General features: G+C 69.9%; 17 protein-coding genes and 1 tRNA gene. 10 read left to right on the forward strand and 8 right to left on the reverse strand.

Features of this window, described 5'->3' with window-relative positions; genetic code table 11:
* Position 1 precedes the first annotated feature (1 nt).
* The gene (locus ACZ601_RS19940; RefSeq protein WP_469539655.1) at positions 2-1,816 is read left to right on the forward strand and encodes a GAF domain-containing sensor histidine kinase; all 1,815 of its coding nucleotides are present in this window, start codon (positions 2-4) and stop codon (positions 1,814-1,816) included.
* A gap of 96 nt (positions 1,817-1,912) precedes the next feature.
* On the opposite strand, the gene ACZ601_RS19945 is transcribed toward ACZ601_RS19940, so the two are convergent.
* The gene (locus tag ACZ601_RS19945) at positions 1,913-2,779 is read right to left on the reverse strand and encodes a Cof-type HAD-IIB family hydrolase (protein ID WP_469539657.1); all 867 of its coding nucleotides are present in this window, start codon (positions 2,777-2,779) and stop codon (positions 1,913-1,915) included.
* 191 nt (positions 2,780-2,970) lie between these two features.
* Here ACZ601_RS19945 and ACZ601_RS19950 point away from each other — a divergent pair, with 191 nt between their 5' ends.
* Positions 2,971-3,822, forward strand: coding sequence for an isocitrate lyase/PEP mutase family protein (locus ACZ601_RS19950; RefSeq protein WP_469539659.1), 852 nt, complete (start codon positions 2,971-2,973; stop codon positions 3,820-3,822).
* A gap of 46 nt (positions 3,823-3,868) precedes the next feature.
* On the opposite strand, the gene ACZ601_RS19955 is transcribed toward ACZ601_RS19950, so the two are convergent.
* The gene (locus tag ACZ601_RS19955; protein WP_469539661.1) at positions 3,869-4,771 is read right to left on the reverse strand and encodes an LLM class flavin-dependent oxidoreductase; all 903 of its coding nucleotides are present in this window, start codon (positions 4,769-4,771) and stop codon (positions 3,869-3,871) included.
* 280 nt (positions 4,772-5,051) lie between these two features.
* On the opposite strand from ACZ601_RS19955, the gene ACZ601_RS19960 reads away from it, so the two are divergent.
* Positions 5,052-5,726 (forward strand): ABC transporter ATP-binding protein, encoded by a 675-nt coding sequence (locus ACZ601_RS19960; RefSeq protein WP_469539664.1) that lies wholly within the window; start codon positions 5,052-5,054, stop codon positions 5,724-5,726.
* Between the two features lie 11 nt (positions 5,727-5,737).
* Entirely contained in the window at positions 5,738-8,041 is a 2,304-nt protein-coding gene (locus ACZ601_RS19965) for an ABC transporter permease family protein (protein ID WP_469540067.1), read from the forward strand.
* 12 nt (positions 8,042-8,053) lie between these two features.
* On the opposite strand, the gene ACZ601_RS19970 is transcribed toward ACZ601_RS19965, so the two are convergent.
* The 4 genes from ACZ601_RS19970 to ACZ601_RS19985 form a co-directional block, all read right to left on the reverse strand.
* On the reverse strand, positions 8,054-8,596 hold the full coding sequence (locus ACZ601_RS19970; protein ID WP_469539667.1) for an RNA 2'-phosphotransferase: 543 nt from the start codon (positions 8,594-8,596) through the stop codon (positions 8,054-8,056).
* Positions 8,597-8,744: 148 nt separating this feature from the next.
* A complete protein-coding gene (locus ACZ601_RS19975; protein ID WP_469539668.1) occupies positions 8,745-9,713 on the reverse strand; it encodes a MerR family transcriptional regulator in 969 nt (322 codons plus the stop codon).
* On the reverse strand, positions 9,710-11,491 hold the full coding sequence (locus tag ACZ601_RS19980; RefSeq protein ID WP_469539671.1) for an SDR family oxidoreductase: 1,782 nt from the start codon (positions 11,489-11,491) through the stop codon (positions 9,710-9,712). Before ACZ601_RS19980 ends, ACZ601_RS19975 begins: the two co-directional genes overlap by 4 nt.
* A complete protein-coding gene (locus ACZ601_RS19985; RefSeq protein WP_469539674.1) occupies positions 11,488-12,339 on the reverse strand; it encodes a M24 family metallopeptidase in 852 nt (283 codons plus the stop codon). Before ACZ601_RS19985 ends, ACZ601_RS19980 begins: the two co-directional genes overlap by 4 nt.
* Before the next feature lie 268 nt (positions 12,340-12,607).
* Here ACZ601_RS19985 and ACZ601_RS19990 point away from each other — a divergent pair, with 268 nt between their 5' ends.
* The 6 genes from ACZ601_RS19990 to ACZ601_RS20015 all read left to right on the forward strand — a co-directional run bounded on the left by ACZ601_RS19990 (position 12,608) and on the right by ACZ601_RS20015 (position 17,616).
* Entirely contained in the window at positions 12,608-13,642 is a 1,035-nt protein-coding gene (locus ACZ601_RS19990) for an ABC transporter ATP-binding protein (protein ID WP_469539676.1), read from the forward strand.
* Positions 13,632-14,540 carry an ABC transporter permease gene (locus ACZ601_RS19995; protein WP_469539679.1) on the forward strand — a complete coding sequence of 303 codons (909 nt, stop codon included), beginning with the start codon at positions 13,632-13,634 and terminating at the stop codon, positions 14,538-14,540. Before ACZ601_RS19990 ends, ACZ601_RS19995 begins: the two co-directional genes overlap by 11 nt.
* Positions 14,537-15,448 (forward strand): ABC transporter ATP-binding protein, encoded by a 912-nt coding sequence (locus tag ACZ601_RS20000; protein ID WP_469539681.1) that lies wholly within the window; start codon positions 14,537-14,539, stop codon positions 15,446-15,448. The genes ACZ601_RS19995 and ACZ601_RS20000 overlap by 4 nt, the downstream gene beginning before the upstream one ends.
* A gap of 28 nt (positions 15,449-15,476) precedes the next feature.
* Positions 15,477-16,196, forward strand: a complete 720-nt coding sequence (locus tag ACZ601_RS20005; protein ID WP_440574302.1) for an ABC transporter permease — start codon at positions 15,477-15,479, stop codon at positions 16,194-16,196.
* Positions 16,197-16,493: 297 nt separating this feature from the next.
* Positions 16,494-17,189, forward strand: a complete 696-nt coding sequence (locus ACZ601_RS20010) for a hypothetical protein (RefSeq protein WP_469540070.1) — start codon at positions 16,494-16,496, stop codon at positions 17,187-17,189.
* A gap of 340 nt (positions 17,190-17,529) precedes the next feature.
* Positions 17,530-17,616 (forward strand) — tRNA-Ser (locus ACZ601_RS20015).
* Positions 17,617-17,661: 45 nt separating this feature from the next.
* Here ACZ601_RS20015 and ACZ601_RS20020 read toward each other — a convergent pair.
* Positions 17,662-18,468 carry an HAD family hydrolase gene (locus tag ACZ601_RS20020; protein ID WP_440574300.1) on the reverse strand — a complete coding sequence of 269 codons (807 nt, stop codon included), beginning with the start codon at positions 18,466-18,468 and terminating at the stop codon, positions 17,662-17,664.
* Complete coding sequence (gene serS, locus ACZ601_RS20025) at positions 18,465-19,754, reverse strand: serine--tRNA ligase (RefSeq protein WP_440574299.1); 1,290 nt, start codon at positions 19,752-19,754, stop codon at positions 18,465-18,467. Before serS ends, ACZ601_RS20020 begins: the two co-directional genes overlap by 4 nt.
* Positions 19,755-19,880: the final 126 nt, after the last annotated feature.

The following is a 19,880-nucleotide window of genomic DNA, read 5'->3' on the forward strand; positions in this document are numbered from 1 at the left end:
TATGTCAGAGCAGGGTCCGAGGGACTCGAAGGATTCGAAGCACCGGGAGTGCCGGGAGCACGGGGAGCACCGGGAGCACGGGGAGCACCAGGGGCAGCGGGAGTACCCCGAGGACACTGTGCGCCCGGAGGGGCCGCTCGAAGCCGCGACGGAGGCGACCCGCAGTCTGCGGGGTCTGTCCACCGAACTCACCGCCCGCGTACCGCAGCTGCTGGAAGCCATGCGTTCCGTCGGCACAGGGCTCGAACTGCACACCACCCTCGACCGGATCTGCGAGACGGCGGCCGAACTGGCCCACGCCCGCTACGCGGCCATCGGCGTCGTGGACGAAGAGGGCAGGGGCCTCTCGGACTTCGTCACCTATGGAGTCCCGGAGCCGGTGGCGCGCGAGATCGGACACCGGCCGGACGGACACCGGGGCCTGCTCGGCGCACTGATCCACGACCCCCGGCCCGTGCGGCTCGCGGATCTGACGGCCGATCCGCGGTTCGCCGGATTCCCGCCGGGCCACCCCCCGATGCGGACGTTCCTCGGCGTACCGATCCGGGTGCAGGGCGAGATCTTCGGCAATCTCTATCTGGCCGGGAAGGACGGCGGGGGCGAGTTCACCGACTACGACCTGCACATGGTGCGGGTGCTGGCCACCGAGGCGGGCATCGCCATCGGCAACGCCCGGCTGTACGAGGCCGCCCGGCAGCGGGAGCGGTGGATCGACGGCTCGGTGGCCGTGACCACCGCCCTGCTCTCCGGCGGGGACGCCGACGACGCGCTCGCGGTCGTGGCCGAACAGGCCCGCCACCTCGCCGCCTCCGCCGCCGGGATCGTGCTGCTGCCCGCGGAGGACGGCGGACTGGAGATCGTCGCGGTGTCCGAGACGGAGCCGACCGGGGCGCTCGGGGTGATCATCCCGGCGCAGAGTCCGGTGGTGGGAATGCTGCTGGGCGGCGAGGCCGTCTTCGTGGACGACTCGGCCACCGACCCCCGCATGATCACCACGCTGGCGGACCGGTTCGGGCCGAGCATGCTGCTCCCGTTGCACAGCGGCGGCCGGGTGCTCGGCGCGCTCGCCACCCCGCGGGCCAGGGGCGGCCGGCCGTTCACGGAGACGGAGCGGACCCTCGCCGCCCAGTTCGCCTCGCAGGCGGCGCTGGCGCTGATGATGGCGGAGGCGCAGCGGGACCGGGAGCGGCTCGCGGTCTACGAGGACCGCGACCGGATCGCCCGCGATCTGCACGACCTGGTCATTCAGCGGCTGTTCGCCACCGGGATGATGCTGGAGAGCGCTCAGCGCCGGTCGGACGTGCCGGAGGTAGAGACCGGCGTCGGCCGGGCGGTCGACGAGCTGGACGTGACCATCCAGGAGATCCGTACCGCCATCTTCGCGCTGCAGCAGGAACCGGCCGAGGCGCCGTCGGGGCTGCGCACCCGGGTGCTGCGCGAGATCAACATGGCGGCGGTCCCCCTGGGCTTCAAGCCGTCGCACCACTTCGTCGGTGCGGTCGACGCGGCGGTCGGCGAGCTGGCCGGGAAAAACCTGATCGCGGCGTTGCGGGAGGCCCTCTCCAACGCCTTCCGGCATGCCGTGGCGTCCCGGATCGACGTGGTCGTGGACGCGACCGCCACGCTTCCCGACGGACGGGACGCGGTGCGGCTCACGGTCGCGGACGACGGCGTGGGCATCCCGCCGGGCGGCCGGCGCAGCGGACTGCGGAATCTGGCCCGCCGGGCGGAGTCGCTGGGCGGGGCCAGCTGCTTCGGACCCGGCATGGGGGAGGACGGCGGCGGCACGGCGGTGGTGTGGCAGGCACCCCTGTGACGGCCCGGTGCGAACCGGGGTGCGGGCGGTCCGCGTTCGTTCGGTGGTACCCGCGGTGCGGGCGGGTTCGCTGCGGTGAAGGGGGTTCGCGTTCGGTCAGCGGTCACTGCGGGACAGCGCCCGCTCGGCGATGATCCGCTCGATGACGACCGCGACGCCGTCCTCGTTGTTGGTGACCGTACGGCCGGTGGCCGCCGCCAGCGCGGCCGGGTGGGCGTTGCCCATCGCGTAGGAGGTGCCGGCCCAGCTCAGCATCTCCACGTCGTTGGGCATGTCCCCGAACGCGACGACCTCGGCGGGCGAGACGCCACGCTCGGCGCAGCACAGCTCCAGCGTGCTGGCCTTGGAGACGCCGGGTCCGCTGACCTCCAGGAGGGCGCTCGGACTGGACCGGGTGAACGAGGCCCGGTCGCCCGCAGCGGTACGGGCCAGGGCCAGGAAGTCGTCCGGGGCCAGTTCGCCGTGGTGGGCGAGGAGCTTCAGCACGGGGGCTCCGGTGCCGGGCAGCTCCTCGCGGAGCAGCTTCTCCGCGAGGGCTACGGTGGCGCCGGGGTCGAGGTGGAAGGCCGGGTAGGCCGGCTCGTAGTGGATACCGGTGGTCAGCTCGACGGCGAAGGAGGTACCGGGGGCGGCCGCGCGCAGCGTGTGCACGACGTCGAGGGCGGCCTCTCGCTCCAGCGCGCGGACCTTCACCAGCCGGCCGTCGTCGTGCAGGTCCGCGACTGCGGCGCCGTTGGCGCAGATCGCCAGTCCGTGGCCGTGGACGTGGTCGCTGACGACACCCATCCAGCGGGCCGGCCGGCCGGTGACGAAGAAGACCTCGATCCCGGCCTCCTCGGCGGCGGCGAGCGCCGCGACCGTACGGTCAGAGACGGTCTTGTCATCGCGCAGGAGGGTGCCGTCCAGATCGGTGGCGATCAGCCGGGGAGCGGCGGGGAGAGGGTGATCGGTAGCTGAGGTCACCGTTCCATTCTCGCGTACCAGGGCGCACGGGCGTGCGCAGGGGCGCACATCTGAGTGGGTGCGCCCCTGAACAGGTGGTATCCCTCTGGCATATGCCAAGGGTTCCGCCTTGCGTCGCGACAGCCGGACTGGACATCCTGCCGGGACGATCCGAGTGCCTGCTTCCGAGGACCTGATGGGGAGAGTTAAGAATGCGACTGTCTTTGAGCGAGCTGCAGTCCAGGGGCGCCGCGTTCCGGGAACTGCACAACGGGCCCGAACCCTTCGTGATCCCCAACCCGTGGAACGCGGGCACCGCCCGGATTCTGGCCGGGCTCGGCTTCTCGGCGCTCGCGACGACCAGTGCCGGTCTCGCCGTCGCTCTCGGTCTGCCGGACGGCGCGAATCTGCTGGACCGCGACATGGTGCTCGCGAACGCCGCGGAGATCGCAGCCGCGACGCCGCTGCCGGTCTCCGCCGACCTGGAGAGCGGTTTCGCGCAGACCCCGGAGGGCGTTGCCGAGACCATTCGCGCGGCGGCGGAGGCGGGGCTGGTGGGCGGCTCGGTCGAGGATGCCACCGGGCTTCACGATGACCCGGTCCGTCCGCTCGCGGCGGCGGTGGACCGGGTGACGGCGGCGGTGGAGGCGGCGCGCGCCCTGCCCTTCCCGTTCACCGTCACCGCACGCGCCGAGAACTTCCTCTACGGGCGCCCCGACCTCGACGACACGGTCCGCCGACTGCAGGCGTACGAGGAGGCGGGTGCCGACGTCCTGTACGCGCCCGGCCTGCCGTCGGCCGAGGCGGTGCGCACCGTGTGCGCCTCGGTCGGCCGGCCGGTCAACGTCCTCGCGGGGAGCCAGCAGCCCGCACTGGACGTGGCCGCGCTCGCCGACTGCGGGGTGCGCCGGATCAGCCTCGGTTCGACCCTGTCCCGGGCTGCGCTGGGCGGATTCGTCCGGGCAGCCCGTGAGGTGCTCGACCAGGGGACCTTCGACTTCGCGGCACAGGCCCCGCCGTACGGAGACGTGAACCGGTGGATGACAGGTCCGCGTGATGTCTAGCCGCGCCTAGCGACGTCCGGCGCGCGACTTCGCAGGGGGAGGGCGTTCACCCGATCTGGGCGGCGGCCTCGACGGCGATCTTCTCGAAGACGGACTGGTCGGCGGCGAAGTCCGAGTCGGGGATGGGCCAGTGAATCACGATCTCGGTGATCCCCAGGGCCGCATAACGGCCGGCGAAGTCGACGAACGCGTCGACGGACTCAAGCGGACTCCTGCGGTCCGGGGTGAAGCCGGTGAGCATGATCTTGTCGAGCTCGTCCACATCGCGGCCGATACCGGCGCACGCGTCCGCGAGCCGGTCGATCTGTCCGCGCACGGCCTGCACCGACTGCTCGGGCGTGCCGCTCTCGTAGAGCTTCGGATCCCCCGTGGTCACCCAGGCCTGCCCGTGCCGTGCGGCGAGGCGCATCCCGCGCGGACCGGTGGCGGCCACGGCGAACGGCAGCCGGGGCCGCTGGACGCAGCCCGGGATGGTGCGGGCCTCGTGCGCCGTGTAGTGGTCGCCTTCCCAGGAGACGGAGTCCTCGGTCAGCAGCCGGTCGAGCAGAGGCACGAACTCCCCGAAGCGGTCGGCCCTCTCACGCGGCGTCCACGGCTCCTGGCCGAGCGCCGTCGCGTCGAATCCGGTGCCGCCGGCGCCGATTCCCAGGGTGATCCGCCCGCCCGAGACGTCATCGAGGGCGATCAGTTCCTTGGCGAGCGTCACCGGGTGACGGAAATTCGGCGATGTCACGAGGGTGCCCAGGCGCAAACGCTCGGTGGCGGTCGCCGCCGCGGTCAGAGTGGGCAGCGCTCCGAACCACGGTCCGTCCCGGAAGGTGCGCCAGGACAGGTGGTCGTAGGTGTAGGCGGCGTGGAACCCGAGCTCCTCAGCCGCCCGCCACTTCGCGCGCCCTCCCTCGTGCCACCGGTCGATGGGCAGGATGACGGTGCTGAGGCGAAGGTCCATGGCACGGAGCCTACGGTGCTTCGGATTCGGTTTCAGGCTCGGCGCCGCGTCACCGATTCCTCCAGGTTCACCGAATGGGGGGAATGAAGACCCCATCCATGGTCTCAGCGAGATCCCATCGACTACTCTCCGTTACATCTGGTCGGGATGCTGCCGCTGGAGGTGGCGTGCGAAGGAGGTAACGACCGGCCCGGTCTGCGTGGCGAGGCCGGACCCTGCCGGGCCTCGTCACTGTCTCAGGGGCACGGGGCCGTCGAGTTACAGAGAGGTACCGCTCACCATGGACGCCATCCTTCGTGCGACGGGTGTGGAGCTGCTCTACGGCTCACAAAGGGCCGTGAGCGGAGTGGACTTCGCACTGAGCCCCGGAGAGGTCTGCGCGATCATGGGCAGCAGTGGGTCGGGAAAGTCGTCGCTGCTCTACTGCCTGGCCGGGGTCGTGGCGCCGACTCGCGGTCAAGTCTCCTTCGAGGGAGTGCCGTTCCACGGGCTCGGTGACGATGAGCTGAGTACGGTTCGCAGAGAGCGGTTCGGGTTCGTTTTTCAGTACGGAGAGCTGCTACCGGAGTTGACCGTGGAGGAGAATGCGGCGCTGCCGCTGCGCCTGGCCGGTCGGTGCAAGGCGCAGGCGCATGAGGCGGCCGGCGAGATTCTCGGTCGACTGGGTCTTGACGGGTTGCGGCAGCGCAGGACGTCGCAGATCTCCGGGGGCCAGAGTCAGCGAGTCGCGGTGGCAAGGGCTCTCGTCCACCGGCCCGCCGTGGTCTTCGCGGACGAACCGACGGGTGCCCTCGACAGCGCCAACGCCGACGCTGTGCTGCAGGAGTTCCTGGCCCTCGCGCGGTCCCAGGGCACTGCCGTGATCATGGTGACGCATGATGGCTCAGTGGCTGCCCGTGCGGACAGCCGTTACACGATGGCCGACGGGGCGCTGGCCAGGCGGGCAGTGGCGTGACCGCAAGCTCCGTGACCACGTTCCTGATCGGGCTGCGGCTTCTGCGCGGTACCGGCCGCGCGGGGCAGGCCCGTTTCCTCCTGATGTCCCTCGGCTGCGCGATGGGCGTCGCCTGCCTCGCCGCAGTGCTGACCATCCCCGCGATCCTGTCGGCGCACGACAGCCGGGCCGCGGCCCGCGAACCGCAGCCGGTGACCGGCGTTCTGCATGCCCGGTCCGCTGAGGACACCGTCTTCCTGACCCGCCAGGACCCCTACGGATCGCAACCGTTCACCCGGGTCTTTCTCAGTCATCCGGCGGGCGGCAACACCTCCCGCCCGCCCGGCGTCGAGCATCTGCCGAAGGCCGGCGAGGTGCTCGTCTCCCCGCGGCTGCGCGAGACCCTGGCGCAACAGCCCGGCCTCGCCGGTCTCCTCCCCGGCCGGGTCACCGGCACCATCGGGCCCGAAGGCCTCACCGGCCCCGACGAGCTGTACGCCTACATCGGCCGCTCCCCCGGCCAACTGCCTCCCTCCGCACGTCCGCTGGAGAGCTTCGGCTCCGCCTGGGCCCCGACTCCCGCCGTGGACTCCTCTACCCTCGACATCCTCCGCTTCGCCCTGGGCTGCCTGGTGTTGCTGCCCCTGGCCGTCTTCCTGTCCGTGTGCGCCAGGCTTTCCGCCGAGGCCAGAGCACGCCGGCTCGCCGCGCTGCGTCTGCTCGGGCTGAGCGTGAAAGGAACCCTGCGGGTCAACGCCGTGGAGACGGTGGCCGCCGCCCTTCTCGGCGCACTCCTCGGCGTTGGTGTGTACGCACTGGCCAACGAGCTTCTCGCGCAGGTCGGCCTGCCGGGACTTCAGTGGTACCCGCCCGACGGACGGCCCTCCACCACCGTCCTTGCCATCTGTCTGCTCGTCTGCCCCGGCCTGGCCTGGTTCGTCGGACGTCATCGTGCCCGCGAGGCCGCGCTCCGCCCGCTGCAGGTGCGCCGAGGTTCCCAGCCCCGCGCCCCGAGGAAGTACGGGATGCTACTGCTCCTGCCGGGGCTCGGCGTCATCTGTGGCTACTGCGCCCTCGGAGCCCTCGGCCGGGACACCTCCGACGGGCCGGCCAACTCGGTGCTCGTACCCGCCGCCGTCCTGCTGACGGGGGCCGGGCTCGTTCTCGCACTCGCGCCGGTCACCGCCTGGCTCGCCCGTCGGCTCGCGGGCACCACTCAGTCGCTCCCCCTGGCACTCGCCATGCGCCGCAACGAAGTCGAACCCGGCAGCTCACTGCGTGTGGTCACCGGCCTCGTCCTCCTTGTCTACGCCGGGTCTCTCGCCCAGGGCGTCCTTGTCGAACTCGCCCACATCAGCCGGCCCACCTCTCCCACCCAGGAATACGTTCTCCCCTTCAGCGATCTGAGTGACGGGCAGCGCACCCGCATGCGCCAGGTCGAGGGCGTCCGGTCACAGGCTCTCGCGATGGACTCATGGATCGCGGAGGCAAGCTCCACCACTCCCCGCGTCACTGCCGTGGTCGCCGACTGCGACCAGCTCGCGGCCTTCACCGCGGCGCCGCCCCGAGGCTGCGTGGACGGCAGGGTCCAGCGCCTGACCGACTCCGACATGGCCGAAGACCTCGATGCCCGGCCCGGTAGTACCTATCCGTTCCTCCTGCGCACGGACAGTGGGCAAGGGGCGAAGACGGAGCTGTTCCGCGTCACCCTGCCACGCGACAGCCTCGCCATCAGGGCGCGTCAGCCCTCGGCCTTCGCCGGCGCGGACGTCCTCATCCCACCCTCCTTGCTCCCGGCAGGACAGCAGCCCGCGACAGGACAGTTCCTCCTGATGTCGAGTTCCACACCGGACACCGTGCGGACGGCACTGGACGGTCTCGGCGCCGTCGCTCCCACCGCGGAGATCGAGGCAGTGGGCGTCAACATCGAGTCACTGCAGCAGATCACCGTCGTCAAGAGTCTCCTCGCAGCCGGCATGGTCCTCGGCCTCGCCATCGGCGTCGCCGCCTTCGCCGTGTCCGCAGCGGACCGCGCCATGGAACGTCGCGGCCGGCTCGCCACGCTCAATCTTCTCGGTGCCCGCCCCCTGACGGTCCGCGCGGCCCAGTGCATCCAGGTTCTGCTCCCGCTCACCGTCGGCCTCGTCGGAGCCGTGGTCTCCGGCCGCCTCGCCGAATCCAGCTACCTGATCACCGGAGGCGGAACCGTCCACTGGGACGGCGACGGCCTGCCCCTCCTCGTGGGCTCCACCATCGGAATCCTGCTCATCGCCGCCCTGGCCTCGCTTCCCCTCACCCACCGGCACGTCGAACTCGAACACATCCGACGCGACTGACCAGGCTCTGCGTCAGCCGGGCAGGCGCAGGAACTCCGGGGGCACCGCGTCGGTGAGCCAGACCCCGTTGGCGCTGACGCGGAAAATGTGGCCGGCCAGGTGCATCGCGCCGGTGTCCACGGACAGCACGACGGGCCGGCCGCGCCGGGCTCCGACGCGGGTGGCCGTCTCACGGTCCGGCGAGAGGTGTACGTGGGTGCGGTTCATCGGCCGCAGCCCCTCGCTCCGGATCGCGTCCAGGAACCGGCCGACCGTGCCGTGGTAGAGGTACGCGGGCGGCTCGGCCGGCGGCAGGTCCAGGTCCACATCGACGGTGTGCCCCTGGCTCGCCCGGATGCGGCCGCCCTCGACGGCGAATCGCTGCTTGTCGTTCGAGGCGACCACCTGGTCGAGCTCGGCCCGGGTGAGCGGGAAGCGGTGGCGGGCCGTGGCCCGTAGCAGGTCGTCGATGGCCACCCAGCCGTGTGCGTCGAGCTGGAGTCCGATCCGTTCCGGCTGATGCCGCAGATGCTTCGAGAGGTACTTCGACACCTTCACGGTGCGTCTTTCGTCCATCCGTTCAGGGTGCCCGCGGGGCCTTCTCCGGCGCATCCGGATTTCGTTCCGGATCCACAGCGGCAATTCTTGTGCACAGGTTTGATCCACAGCCAACTCAGGTTATCCACAGGTAATTTGGCGTTTCTGTGGACAAGTGGCGTACTTTTTAATTTACTTGGCCAATTTTCTCTGTTTTTGCGTGAGATGAGGCAAGTGTATCCAATGTCCTTGTCTGTACCTCGCGTTCGGTGGCTGCGGTGATGAAGGCGGCGGCCTGTTGCCGACCAACGAGGCGCTCCACGGCCGTGATTGTCTCGGGTGGCAGAGCCACCGGCACTGGCGGATGCGCGCAGGCCCCCGAGGCGAAGGGCTCCTCGGTGGTGAGGTGGTGCTCCAGGTGGCGGGTGGCGAACGTCCGCATTGCCCGCGCGAGTTCGGCGTCCACCGTCTGCTGGGCCAGCGGGCGGAGCCTGCGCACCAGTGACGCGGCCTCGGCGGCGTCCGCGTCGGTCGGCGGCCGATGACCGAGATAGCGGGCGAAGACATGCTCCGTCGTGAACTCCAGGAAGCGGGAGGCTATCTGTTCGACCTGGCCCCGAAGCTCCCTCAGATGGCCGGAGATCGCGCTGAGCGGAACGCCCGCCGCATGCAACTCCACCGCTACCGCCAGCTCCTGGGGGCTCGGCACCAGGAACTCGTCGTCGCGGCCGGGGATCCGTTCCAGCACCCCGAGGTCCACCGCCTCCGCGACGGCCTGTTCGTCCTGGGCGCCGCCGAACTTCACATCCAGCTCGGCCCGCGTGATCCGGTCCGCCCGCTCATCGGTCCACGGCCCGTGGACCTCCGCGACGAGCCCGAGCACTCCTCCGAGACCCCGCCCGGTGTCCCACGCCTCCAGCAGCTCCTTGATGCTGGCCAGGGTGTAGCCGCGGTCGAGCAGGCCGGCGATCTGCCGGAGCCGGGCGAGATGGGTGTCCCGGTACACATTGGCCCGGCCCCGCCGTTCCGGAGTCGGCAGCAGCCCTCGGTCCTGATAGGCACGGATCGTGCGGACCGTGGCACCGCTGGCATGCGCCAGGTCCTCGATCCGGTACTCCGCGGCCGCCCGTCCGGCCGACGGTCCTGGGCCGCTCACAGCGGCGGCTTCAGCCGGGCGATGCCGCGCAGGGCGCCGGGGCTGAGCCGGGACAGGAACCGGGCCGCGTGCGACTCCGGCGTCACCGGTACGACGGCCTGGTTGCGGACGACCGCCCGCAGGACCGCCTCTGCGACCTTCTCCGGCGGGTAGTTGCGGGCTCCGTACAGCTTGCTCGTCCGCTTCCGCAGCCGCTGCTCCTCCGCCGCGTCGGCCCCGGCGAAATGGGTGGTCGCGGTGATGTTCGTGTTCACGATGCCGGGGCAGACCGCGCTCACCCCGATCGACTTCTCGGCGAGCTCTGCGCGCAGGCATTCGCTGAGCATCAGAACGGCGGCCTTCGACGTGCTGTACGCCGGGAGCGCGCGTGACGGCTGATATGCGGCCGCGGAGGCCGTGTTGACGATATGGCCCCCCTGTCCGCGCTCGGCCATCTGTTTGCCGAAGAGCCGGCAGCCGTGGATGACACCCCAGAGGTTGACGTCCAGGACCTGCTTCCAGTCCTCGACGGTCGTGTCCAGGAACGAGCCGGACAGCCCGATCCCGGCGTTGTTGACCAGCACGTCGACGATCCCGTACTCGGTGGCGACCTTCTCTGCCAGCTTCTCCATGGCCGCCTCGTCACTGACGTCGACGGTTTCCGCCCAGGCGGCCGGGGCGCCGATCAGCCTGGCCAGTTCTGCGGTACGGGCCGCCCCGTCCGCGTCCCGGTCCACGGCAACCACCCGGGCCCCGGCTTCCGCGAAGGCGAACGCGGTGGCCCGCCCGATCCCGCCGGCCGCGCCCGTCACCAGGACGAGCTGCCCGCCGAACCGTTCCGCGTGCGCACCCTTCGGGGCGGTGTCCCGCACCGGGATGCCGCCCTGCGAGGCGGACTCGTTGGCGGCGGCGAACTCGTTGATCCAGGAGGCCAGCTGGTCCGGCCTGGTGCGCGGCACCCAGTGCTTGGCCGGCAGCGACCGGCGGGTCAACTGCGGTACCCATGCGTCGAGTCCGTCGTAGAGCTGCTCCGAGAGGAAGATGTCACCCGTCGGGGTGATCAGCTGGACCGGCACGTGCGCGTAGGCGTCGGCGCGGGGCCTGCGCAGCCGGGCCCGGACGTTGTCGCGGTAGAGCCAGGCCCCGTGCGCCGCGTCGTCGGGCAGGGAGGCCGTCGGGTAGTCGCCCGGCGGCACCTTCTCCAGCCGCTCCAGGATGCCGGGCCACCGTTTGCCGAGCGGCCCGCGCCAGGCGAGCTCCGGCAGGACCGGGGTGTGCAGCATGTACACGTACCAGGACTTGGCGCCCTGGCCCAGCAACTGGCCGACCCGGCGGGGAGTGGGCCGGGCCATCCGCTGCTTGATCCAGTGCCCGAAGTGGTCCAGGGAGGGTCCTGACATCGAGGTGAAGGACGCGATCCGGCCCTCGGTACGGCTGACCGTCGCGAACTCCCAGGACTGGACCGAACCCCAGTCGTGCCCGACCACGTGCACCGGCCGGTCCGGGCTCACCGCGTCGGCGACGGCCAGGAAATCGTCGGTCAGCTTCTCCAGGGTGAAGCCGCCGCGCAGCGGAACGGGCGCCGTCGAGCTGCCGTGGCCGCGCACGTCGTACAGCACGACGTGCCACCGCTCGGCCAGTTGCCGCGCGACCTGCGTCCAGACCTCCTTGCTGTCCGGGTAGCCGTGCACGAGCACGATCGTCGGACGCGTCGCCTCGCCCAGCTCGACGACGCACAGCTCGATACCGCCCGTGGCCACCCGGCGCTCGCGCGCCCCCGGCAGATCCAGCAGACTCATGCCGCCACCCTCTCCTCGGCCCAGCGCCGCACATGCGGCAGATCGTCGTCCAGCCAGAAGGCGCTCTGCTCGGGGTCCCGTGAGTCCGTGACGACCAGGATCTCCTCGAACTTCGCGCCGGTACCCCGGAATCCGAGATGGGGCTCGACCGCCCACAGTCCCGGCTGCGGCGGATGGCCGGAGAAACGGTACGGACTCCAGAGCGGCGACCAGCCTTCCCGGTGCCCGTGGACCGCGTCACTCAGCAGCCCCTTGAGGGACTGGCTGCCGAATCCGAACACCCGTGGTGACCAGCGTCGTTCGGTGACCCGGTCGACCTTGTGGGCGATCACGCCGAACGGATACGCGCGGTGCCGGTTGGCATAACCCTGCCTGATCATCAGGCGGTCGACGTCCTCGTATATCTCGCGCAGCGGGCGGTGCTCGCGCACCTCGCGCAGGATCAGCTCGCGGTGCGTCTCCAGATCGGCGAGCAGCCTGTCGTGCAGTGGGTTCAGCCCCAGGCAGCCCGAGTAGCCGACGTCAGCGGTGAATCCTCTGTACACAGGCGCCATGTCGAGTATGAACGGCATCCCCGGCTCCAGCCGCCGGTCGGTCGGGAAGAACTGCAGCGGCACCTTGAAGCCGGTGAACGCCGTGCGGTCCCCGAACCAGGCGAAGGGGAGATGGAACCAGTCCCGCACCCCGCGCCGGCTCAGCCACTCGCGCTGCATCCGGGCCGCCTCCCGCTCGGTCACCCCCGGCCGCAGGCGGGCGGCGACCGCTTCCGCGCAGGCGTACGCGAGGCGTTGTACGTCTCTGAACCCCTGGAGCTCCGGGGCCTGTTGGCCGATCACTCGCGAAGCCATGCCACCGTCCGTTCCCTGCCGTGTGCGGTACGTGCCCGTAACGTGACACTGATGAATGTGACAATGTCCGGCGGCTACGTCAAGAGGTCCGCCGGACCTGTGGACAAGTCCACGAATCCGCCGGGCCGTGGACAACTCCAGAGATCCGCCGGACCTGTGGACTCCTCCTTCCTGGGGTCCCCCTACGGGTCCGTACATCTGGAGTCTGACGAGAATCCAGCCGCCAGGTCTGACGACCGGTGTGGCCCGCGCCACTAACGTCATTGATGTGACAGTCATTGCGACCGAAAGCCTGAGCAAGCGGTTCCCACGGGTGACCGCTCTTGACCGGCTCTCCTTGGACATCGGCCCCGGTGTGACCGGGCTGGTGGGCGCCAACGGAGCCGGCAAGTCCACGTTGATCAAGATCCTGCTGGGTCTGTCTCCCGCCACCGAGGGCCGGGCCGCGGTGCTCGGGCTCGATGTCTCGACCAGCGGCGCCGCCATCCGGGAACGGGTCGGGTACATGCCCGAGCACGACTGCCTGCCGCCCGACGTCTCGGCCACCGAGTTCGTCGTCCACATGGCACGGATGTCCGGGCTGCCGCCCACCGCGGCGCGCGAACGCACCGCGGACACCCTGCGCCACGTCGGTCTGTACGAGGAGCGCTACCGGCCCATCGGCGGCTACTCGACCGGTATGAAGCAACGGGTGAAGCTGGCCCAGGCGCTGGTCCACGACCCACAGCTGGTCCTCCTCGACGAGCCGACCAACGGGCTGGACCCGGTCGGCCGCGACGAGATGCTCGGCCTGATCCGGCGGGTGCACACGGACTTCGGCATCTCGGTCCTGGTCACCTCGCACCTCCTGGGCGAACTGGAACGCACCTGCGACCACGTCGTCGTCATCGACGGCGGAGCACTCCTGCGCTCCAGCTCCACCAGCGACTTCACCCAGACCACCACGACCCTCGCGGTCGAGGTCACCGACAGCGACACCCACCCCGACGGCACCGACGCCCTGCGCCGGGCCCTCACGGACACGGGGATCAAACTGGTGGGCCTCGACGGGCTGGACGCGGAGGGGCTGCCGGGTGCTGGCCACATCCTGCTGATCGAGGCGACCGGCGAGGAGACGTACGACACCGTCCGCGACAGCGTCGCCGCCCTCGGCCTCGGCCTCGTCCGGATGGAACAGCGCCGCCACCACATCGCCGAGGTCTTCCGTACCGAAGAGGCTTCGGCGGCGCAGGCCTTGGCGCAGCACGCGTCCGTGGCCGCCGGAGCCGTACAGCAGAAGGGGAGCGGTAGCGATGAGCACTGAGACCGGCGCCGCGATCGGGAGCGAGACCTCCCGGATCCACAACATCGGCTACCGCGCCTACGACGGCCCCCGCCTCGGCCGGGCCTACGCGCGCCGCTCCCTCTACTCGCAGTCCCTGCGCGGTTCCTTCGGGCTCGGCCGGTCGGCCAAGTCCAAGGTGCTGCCCATGCTGCTGTTCGGCGTGATGTGCCTGGTTGCCGCGATCATCGTGGCGGTGGCCATCAACATCCCCGACTCGACGAAGCTGCCGGTCAAGTACACCTCCTACGCGATCTTCCTGCAGGCGGTCATCGGGCTGTTCCTGGCCTCGCAGGCACCGCAGTCGGTCTCCAGGGACCTTCGCTTCAAGAGCGTGCCGCTGTACTTCTCCCGGCCGATCGAACGGGGCGACTACGTCATCGCGAAGTTCGCCGCCATGGCTTCCGCGCTCTTCGTCCTCACCGGAGCGCCGCTCGTGATCCTCTACGCGGGTGCTCTGCTGGGGAAGTTCGACTTCGGCGACCAGACCAAGTGGTTCGCCCAGGGGATGGTCTCGGTGGCGCTGCTCTCCGTGCTCTTCGCCGGTCTCGGCCTCGTGATGGCCGCGCTCACCCCGCGCCGGGGTTTCGGCGTCGCCGCGGTGATCGCCGTACTCACCATCTCCTACGGTGCGGTCTCCACCGTCCAGGGCATCGCCTGGTCGACGGGGTCCACCGGAGCCGTCCCGTGGCTGGGGCTGTTCTCGCCGATCACGCTGATCGACGGGGTACAGACAGCCTTCCTCGGAGCCGACTCCGCCTTCCCCGGAGGGGAAGGCCCGGGGGCCGGTGCCGGAATGGTCTATCTGATCGTTGTTCTCGCGCTCGTCGCCGGCTCGTACGCCGTACTGATGCGCCGCTACCGGAAGGTCGGGCTGTGACCACCATCGAGATCGACCACACCTCCCGCTGGTTCGGCAACGTGGTCGCCGTCAACGACGTGAGCATGACCGTGGGGCCGGGGGTCACCGGTCTGCTGGGTCCCAACGGCGCCGGCAAGTCCACGCTGATCAACATGATGGCCGGATTCCTCGCCCCGTCCACGGGCACCGTCACGCTCGACGGAAAGGCGATCTGGCGCAACGAGGCCGTCTACCGGGACATCGGCATCGTGCCCGAGCGGGAGGGCATGTACGACTTCCTGACCGGCCGCGAGTTCGTGGTGGCCAATGCCGAACTGCACGGTCTGGGCGACGCGGAGGCGGCCGCCTCGCTGGCCACGGTCCAGATGGAGTACGCGCAGGACCGCAAGATCTCGACGTACAGCAAGGGCATGCGCCAGCGCGTGAAGATGGCCTCCGCGCTGGTTCACGACCCGTCCGTGCTGCTGCTCGACGAGCCGTTCAACGGGATGGACCCGCGCCAGCGGATGCAGCTGATGGAACTGCTGCGACGGATGGGGGCGGAGGGCCGTACGGTCCTCTTCTCCTCCCACATCCTCGAAGAGGTCGAGCAACTCGCTTCGCACATCGAGGTGATCGTGGCCGGCCGGCACGCCGCGTCCGGTGACTTCCGGAAGATCCGCCGGCTGATGACGGACCGCCCGCACCGCTATCTCGTTCGGTCCAGCGACGACCGCGCGCTCGCCGCCGCGCTCATCGCGGATCCGTCGACAGCGGGCATCGAGGTGGACCTGGGCGAGAACGCCCTGCGCATCCAGGCGGTCGACTTCGGACGTTTCACCACGCTGCTGCCGAAGGTCGCACGTGATCAGGGCATTCGCCTTTTGACCGTTTCGCCGTCCGACGAGTCCCTCGAATCGGTCTTTTCCTATCTCGTAGCGGCCTGAGTAGTGGCCTGAAAGGAGCTGTGACGTCATGTACGACCCCACAGTCGCCCGGCTCACCTACCGGGCCCTGCTCGGCCGGCGCCGGGCCGCCATCCTCTTCATCCTGCCCGCACTGCTGGTGGTCATCGCGGTGGCGGTCCGGATGTTCGCGGGGGCCGATGACCAGGTCGCCTCGGATGTGCTGGGCGGCTTCGCCATCGCCACCATGGTGCCGCTGATCGGCGTGATCGCCGGAACCGGAGCCATCGGGCCGGAGATCGACGACGGCTCGATCGTCTACCTGCTGGCCAAGCCGGTGACCCGGCCGACGATCATCTTCACCAAGCTGATCGTGGCGATCGCCGTGACGATGGTCTTCTCGGCGGTGCCCACCATGATCGCCGGTCTGATCCTCAACGGCAACGGCCAGCAGATCGCGGTGGCGTACACGATCGCCGCCCTGGTCGCCTCGATCGCCTACAGCGCGCTGTTCCTCCTGCTGGGCACGGTCAGCCGGCACGCGGTGGTCCTCGGACTCGTCTACGCCCTGGTCTGGGAAGCCCTCTTCGGTAGCCTGGTCCCCGGTGCACGCACGCTCAGCGTCCAGCAGTGGTCCCTCGCGCTGGCGGAGAAGGTCGGCGGGGGCGGCGCCATCTCCTCCGACGTCGGACTGCCGCTCGCGACCGTACTGCTGATCGCGGTCACCGTGGTGGCGACCTGGTACGCGGGCCAGAAGCTGCGCACCCTGAAGCTCGCCGGCGAGGAGTGAGCACGGACATCCTGTGATTGCGACAACCCCCGTCCGATGGACGGGGGTTGTCGCATGTCGGACAGTATTACGCGTAACTGTACGGATATCGGTTCGTTGTTCCGGGTGCGTGGAGGCAACTGGAATCTGAGACGTCGAGCTTTCGTGAATTCGGGGATTGCCGATGCCGGTGGGGCACGCCTGAGGGCGACACCCATCGGGTCGGCCGTAGAGCAGGTGGCAACCGTGAGCGTCCTCCGCCCCTGAAGCCCGGGGAGAGGGCTGTCCCCGTAGCTCTCACGATCGGAAGGCATGCTCATGCCCACGGAAATCGCCCTGCTCGAATCGCGCGCGCTGCGCGTCGAGCAGATGGGGCGGGTCGACGCTCTGGACAAGGTGAAGAGCCTTGTCATGCTCCCGGACGGAATTCACCTCCGCACCGAGGACGTGGCTCGGTACTTCGAAGTATCCACAAGTGTCGTCAGGAGGCTCACCGACCGGCATTCCGACGAGCTCGTACAGAACGGCATGCGAGTGCTGCGCGGCGCTGAGCTGCGCTCTTTCCATAGCGACATGCTGTCGCTATGGAGTGGTGAAGGGGTGGAAAGTTATCCACAGGCGGTGACCCAGCTCCGCCTCTACACCCGCAGGACCGTCCTCAACGTCGCGATGCTTCTTCGCGACAGCGACATCGCGCGCTGCGTCCGTACGTACCTCCTCGACGCCGAGCAGGACCTGCGGGCGGGATACGCCTCGCTCGAACACCGCGTCACCCGGGTCGAGAGCTGCCTGGCCGGTGTCGGCACCGCCCTCCAGGAGCTGGGACCGGTCCTCAACCGGATGTCGCTCCGGCTCGACAGCCTCGACCGGAGGCTTGAGGTCACCCAGCAGGTGATCGGTGCCCTGAGCGTGCGGCTGGGCGGAGTGTCGGAGGACATCGTCCGGCTGGACGGGCGGATGGACGAGCTCGCGCGGAACCTGAAGGATCTCAGCCGCCGCAACAGGAACCGCTGAGCAGCTCCGAGGGACTGCCTGAGTAGTTCCGAGGGACTGCGGAAGAACGCGAGAGGCTCCGAGGGGCTGTGAGGAAGCCCTGATGTCCGGTGTCACCGCCCGTAAATGAGTGGCACCGGACATCGGGTGCGCGGCACAGTAAGCGGTACGGCACCCGCCGGGAACGGCACCGCAGACCGGGAGAGGAGCGCGGCGATGACCGAGAGTGCGAGTCCGTCGAGCTCCCAGCGAGGCGTGCCCGAGCGGGCCGCGGAGTAGTCAGCGACTGCTCCGTACAGGCCGCTTCGAGCAGCACGCCGGGGCGGCCGTTCATGCGCATCGCGCGCGGCCGCCCTCCCCTGGAGGATTGGCCGAGTGGTAAGGCAGCGGCTTGCTAAGCCGTCGTCGGGGTGCGAACCCCGCGCGCGTTCGATCCGCGCATCCTCCGCGTCACACGGGTCCAGGACGAGCGGCCGGTCAGGCAGCCGGTCCCCTAAGGCTGCTGGAGCAGTCGCTCCAGCACCACGGCGATCCCGTCGTCCTGGTTCGACGTGGTGACCTCGTGGGCCACTGTCTTCAGGTCCTCGTGCGCGTTGGCCATCGCCACACCGTGCCGCGACCACGCGAACATCGGGATGTCGTTCGGCATGTCACCGAAGGCGATCGTGTCCGCCGCCTTCATACCCAGGCGGCGCGCGGCCAGTGAGAGGCCGGTGGCCTTGCTGAGCCCGAGCGGCAGGATCTCCACGACCCCCGGTCCTGCCATGACCACGTCGACCAGATTGCCGACCGCCGCCCGCGCTGCCTTCGCCAGCGCGTCGTCGTCCAGATCCGGGTGCTGTATGTAGACCTTGTTGAGCGGGGCCGCCCACATCTCGGCCGGGTCCCGGACGTAGTGGGCCGGCAGCGGGCCCTCCTGAACGCGGTAGCCCGGACCGACCAGCACCTCGCCGTCCAGCCCGTCGCGGCTGGCCGCCAGCGCCAGCGGACCGATCTCCGCTTCCACCTTGGACAGGGCGAGACCGGCGAGCTGCCGGTCCAGCGTCAGCGAGGTCAGCAGCTTGTGCTCGCCCGCGTGGTAGACCTGCGCGCCCTGACCGCAGACGGCCAGACCCTCGTAGCCCAGGTCGTCCAGGATGTGCCGGGTCCAGGGGACGGCGCGGCCGGTGACGATGATGTGCGCCGCACCGGCCGCGGTGACCGCGGCCAGTGCCTCGCGCGTGCGCCCGGAGACCGTGTCGTCGTCACGCAGCAGCGTGCCGTCGAGGTCGGTCGCGACGAGCTTGTAGGGAAAGGTCACTTGGCGACCGGCTCCAGGACCTCGCGCCCGCCCAGGTACGGGCGGAGCACCTCGGGAACCCGTACCGAACCGTCGGCCAGCTGGTGGTTCTCCAGGATCGCCACAATGGTCCGCGGGACGGCGCAGAGCGTGCCGTTCAGCGTGGACAGCGGCTGGAGCACCTTCTTGCCGTCGCGGTTGTCACGCATCCTGACGGACAGTCGGCGCGCCTGGAAACCGTCGCAGTTGGACGCGGAGGTCAGCTCGCGGTACTTGCCCTGGGTCGGGATCCACGCCTCGCAGTCGAACTTCCTGGAGGCCGAGGAGCCCAGGTCGCCGGTGGCGACATCGATCACCTGGAAGGGCAGCCCGAGAGCGGTGAGCCACTGCTTCTCCCAGTCCAGCAGCCGCTGGTGCTCGGCCTGGGCCTCCGCCGGGTCGACGTACGAGAACATCTCGACCTTGTCGAACTGGTGGACCCGGAAGATGCCCCGGGTGTCCTTGCCGTACGTACCGGCCTCGCGGCGGAAGCACGGCGAGAAGCCCGCGTAGCGCAGCGGCAGCTTGTCCGCGTCGATGATCTCGTCCATGTGGTACGCCGCGAGCGGTACCTCGGAGGTGCCGACCAGGTAGTAGTCGTCCTTCTCCAGGTGGTACACGTTCTCCGCGGCCTGGCCGAGGAAGCCGGTGCCCTCCATGGCGCGCGGGCGGACCAGCGCCGGCGTGAGCATCGGGATGAAGCCGGCCTCGGTGGCCTGGGCGATCGCCGCGTTGACGAGAGCGAGCTCCAGCAGCGCGCCGACGCCCGTCAGGTAGTAGAAGCGCGAGCCGGACACCTTGGCGCCGCGCTCCATGTCGATCGCGCCGAGCGCCTCGCCCAGCTCCAGGTGGTCCTTGGGCTCGAAGCCCTCCGCACCGAAGTCGCGGATGGTGCCGTGCGTCTCCAGGACGACGAAGTCCTCCTCGCCGCCGACCGGCACGTCCTCGTGGACGATGTTGCCGAGCCGCAGCAGCAGGCTCTTGGTCTCCTCGTCGGCCTCGCCCTGCGCCGCGTCGGCCGCCTTGACGTCGACCTTGAGCTGTTCGGCCTTCTTCAGGAGCTCGGCGCGCTCCTCCGGAGAGGCCTTGGGGATGAGCTTGCCGAGCGATTTCTGCTCGGAACGGAGCTCGTCGAACCGAACCCCGGACGACCGGCGCCGCTCGTCGGCGGAGAGCAGGGCGTCGACGAGCGCGACGTCCTCTCCACGGGCGCGCTGGGAGGCGCGAACACGGTCGGGGTCCTCACGGAGCAGGCGAAGGTCAATCACCCCTCCAGGCTACCGGTGTCGGCTTCCGTAGCTCGAACCGATATTGACAAGCGTGTCACTTTGCCCGAATTGCCGGTATTGGTAATGCTGGAGAGGAATCCACCGCGCGTGCGTGAGTGACTGTGA

This window comes from Streptomyces sp. NPDC104307 (genome assembly GCF_055584045.1).

Bases quoted from the DNA above. Each gene is read 5' to 3' on its own strand.
- ACZ601_RS19940 (WP_469539655.1), top strand. From the start codon at position 2: ATGTCAGAGCAGGGTCCGAGGGACTCGAAGGATTCGAAGCACCGGGAG.
- ACZ601_RS19950 (WP_469539659.1), top strand. From the start codon at position 2,971: ATGCGACTGTCTTTGAGCGAGCTGCAGTCCAGGGGCGCCGCGTTCCGG.
- ACZ601_RS19955 (WP_469539661.1), bottom strand. From the start codon at position 4,771: ATGGACCTTCGCCTCAGCACCGTCATCCTGCCCATCGACCGGTGGCAC.
- ACZ601_RS19960 (WP_469539664.1), top strand. From the start codon at position 5,052: ATGGACGCCATCCTTCGTGCGACGGGTGTGGAGCTGCTCTACGGCTCA.
- ACZ601_RS19970 (WP_469539667.1), bottom strand. From the start codon at position 8,596: ATGGACGAAAGACGCACCGTGAAGGTGTCGAAGTACCTCTCGAAGCAT.
- ACZ601_RS19980 (WP_469539671.1), bottom strand. From the start codon at position 11,491: ATGAGTCTGCTGGATCTGCCGGGGGCGCGCGAGCGCCGGGTGGCCACG.
- ACZ601_RS19985 (WP_469539674.1), bottom strand. From the start codon at position 12,339: ATGGCTTCGCGAGTGATCGGCCAACAGGCCCCGGAGCTCCAGGGGTTC.
- ACZ601_RS19995 (WP_469539679.1), top strand. From the start codon at position 13,632: ATGAGCACTGAGACCGGCGCCGCGATCGGGAGCGAGACCTCCCGGATC.
- ACZ601_RS20005 (WP_440574302.1), top strand. From the start codon at position 15,477: ATGTACGACCCCACAGTCGCCCGGCTCACCTACCGGGCCCTGCTCGGC.
- ACZ601_RS20010 (WP_469540070.1), top strand. From the start codon at position 16,494: ATGCCCACGGAAATCGCCCTGCTCGAATCGCGCGCGCTGCGCGTCGAG.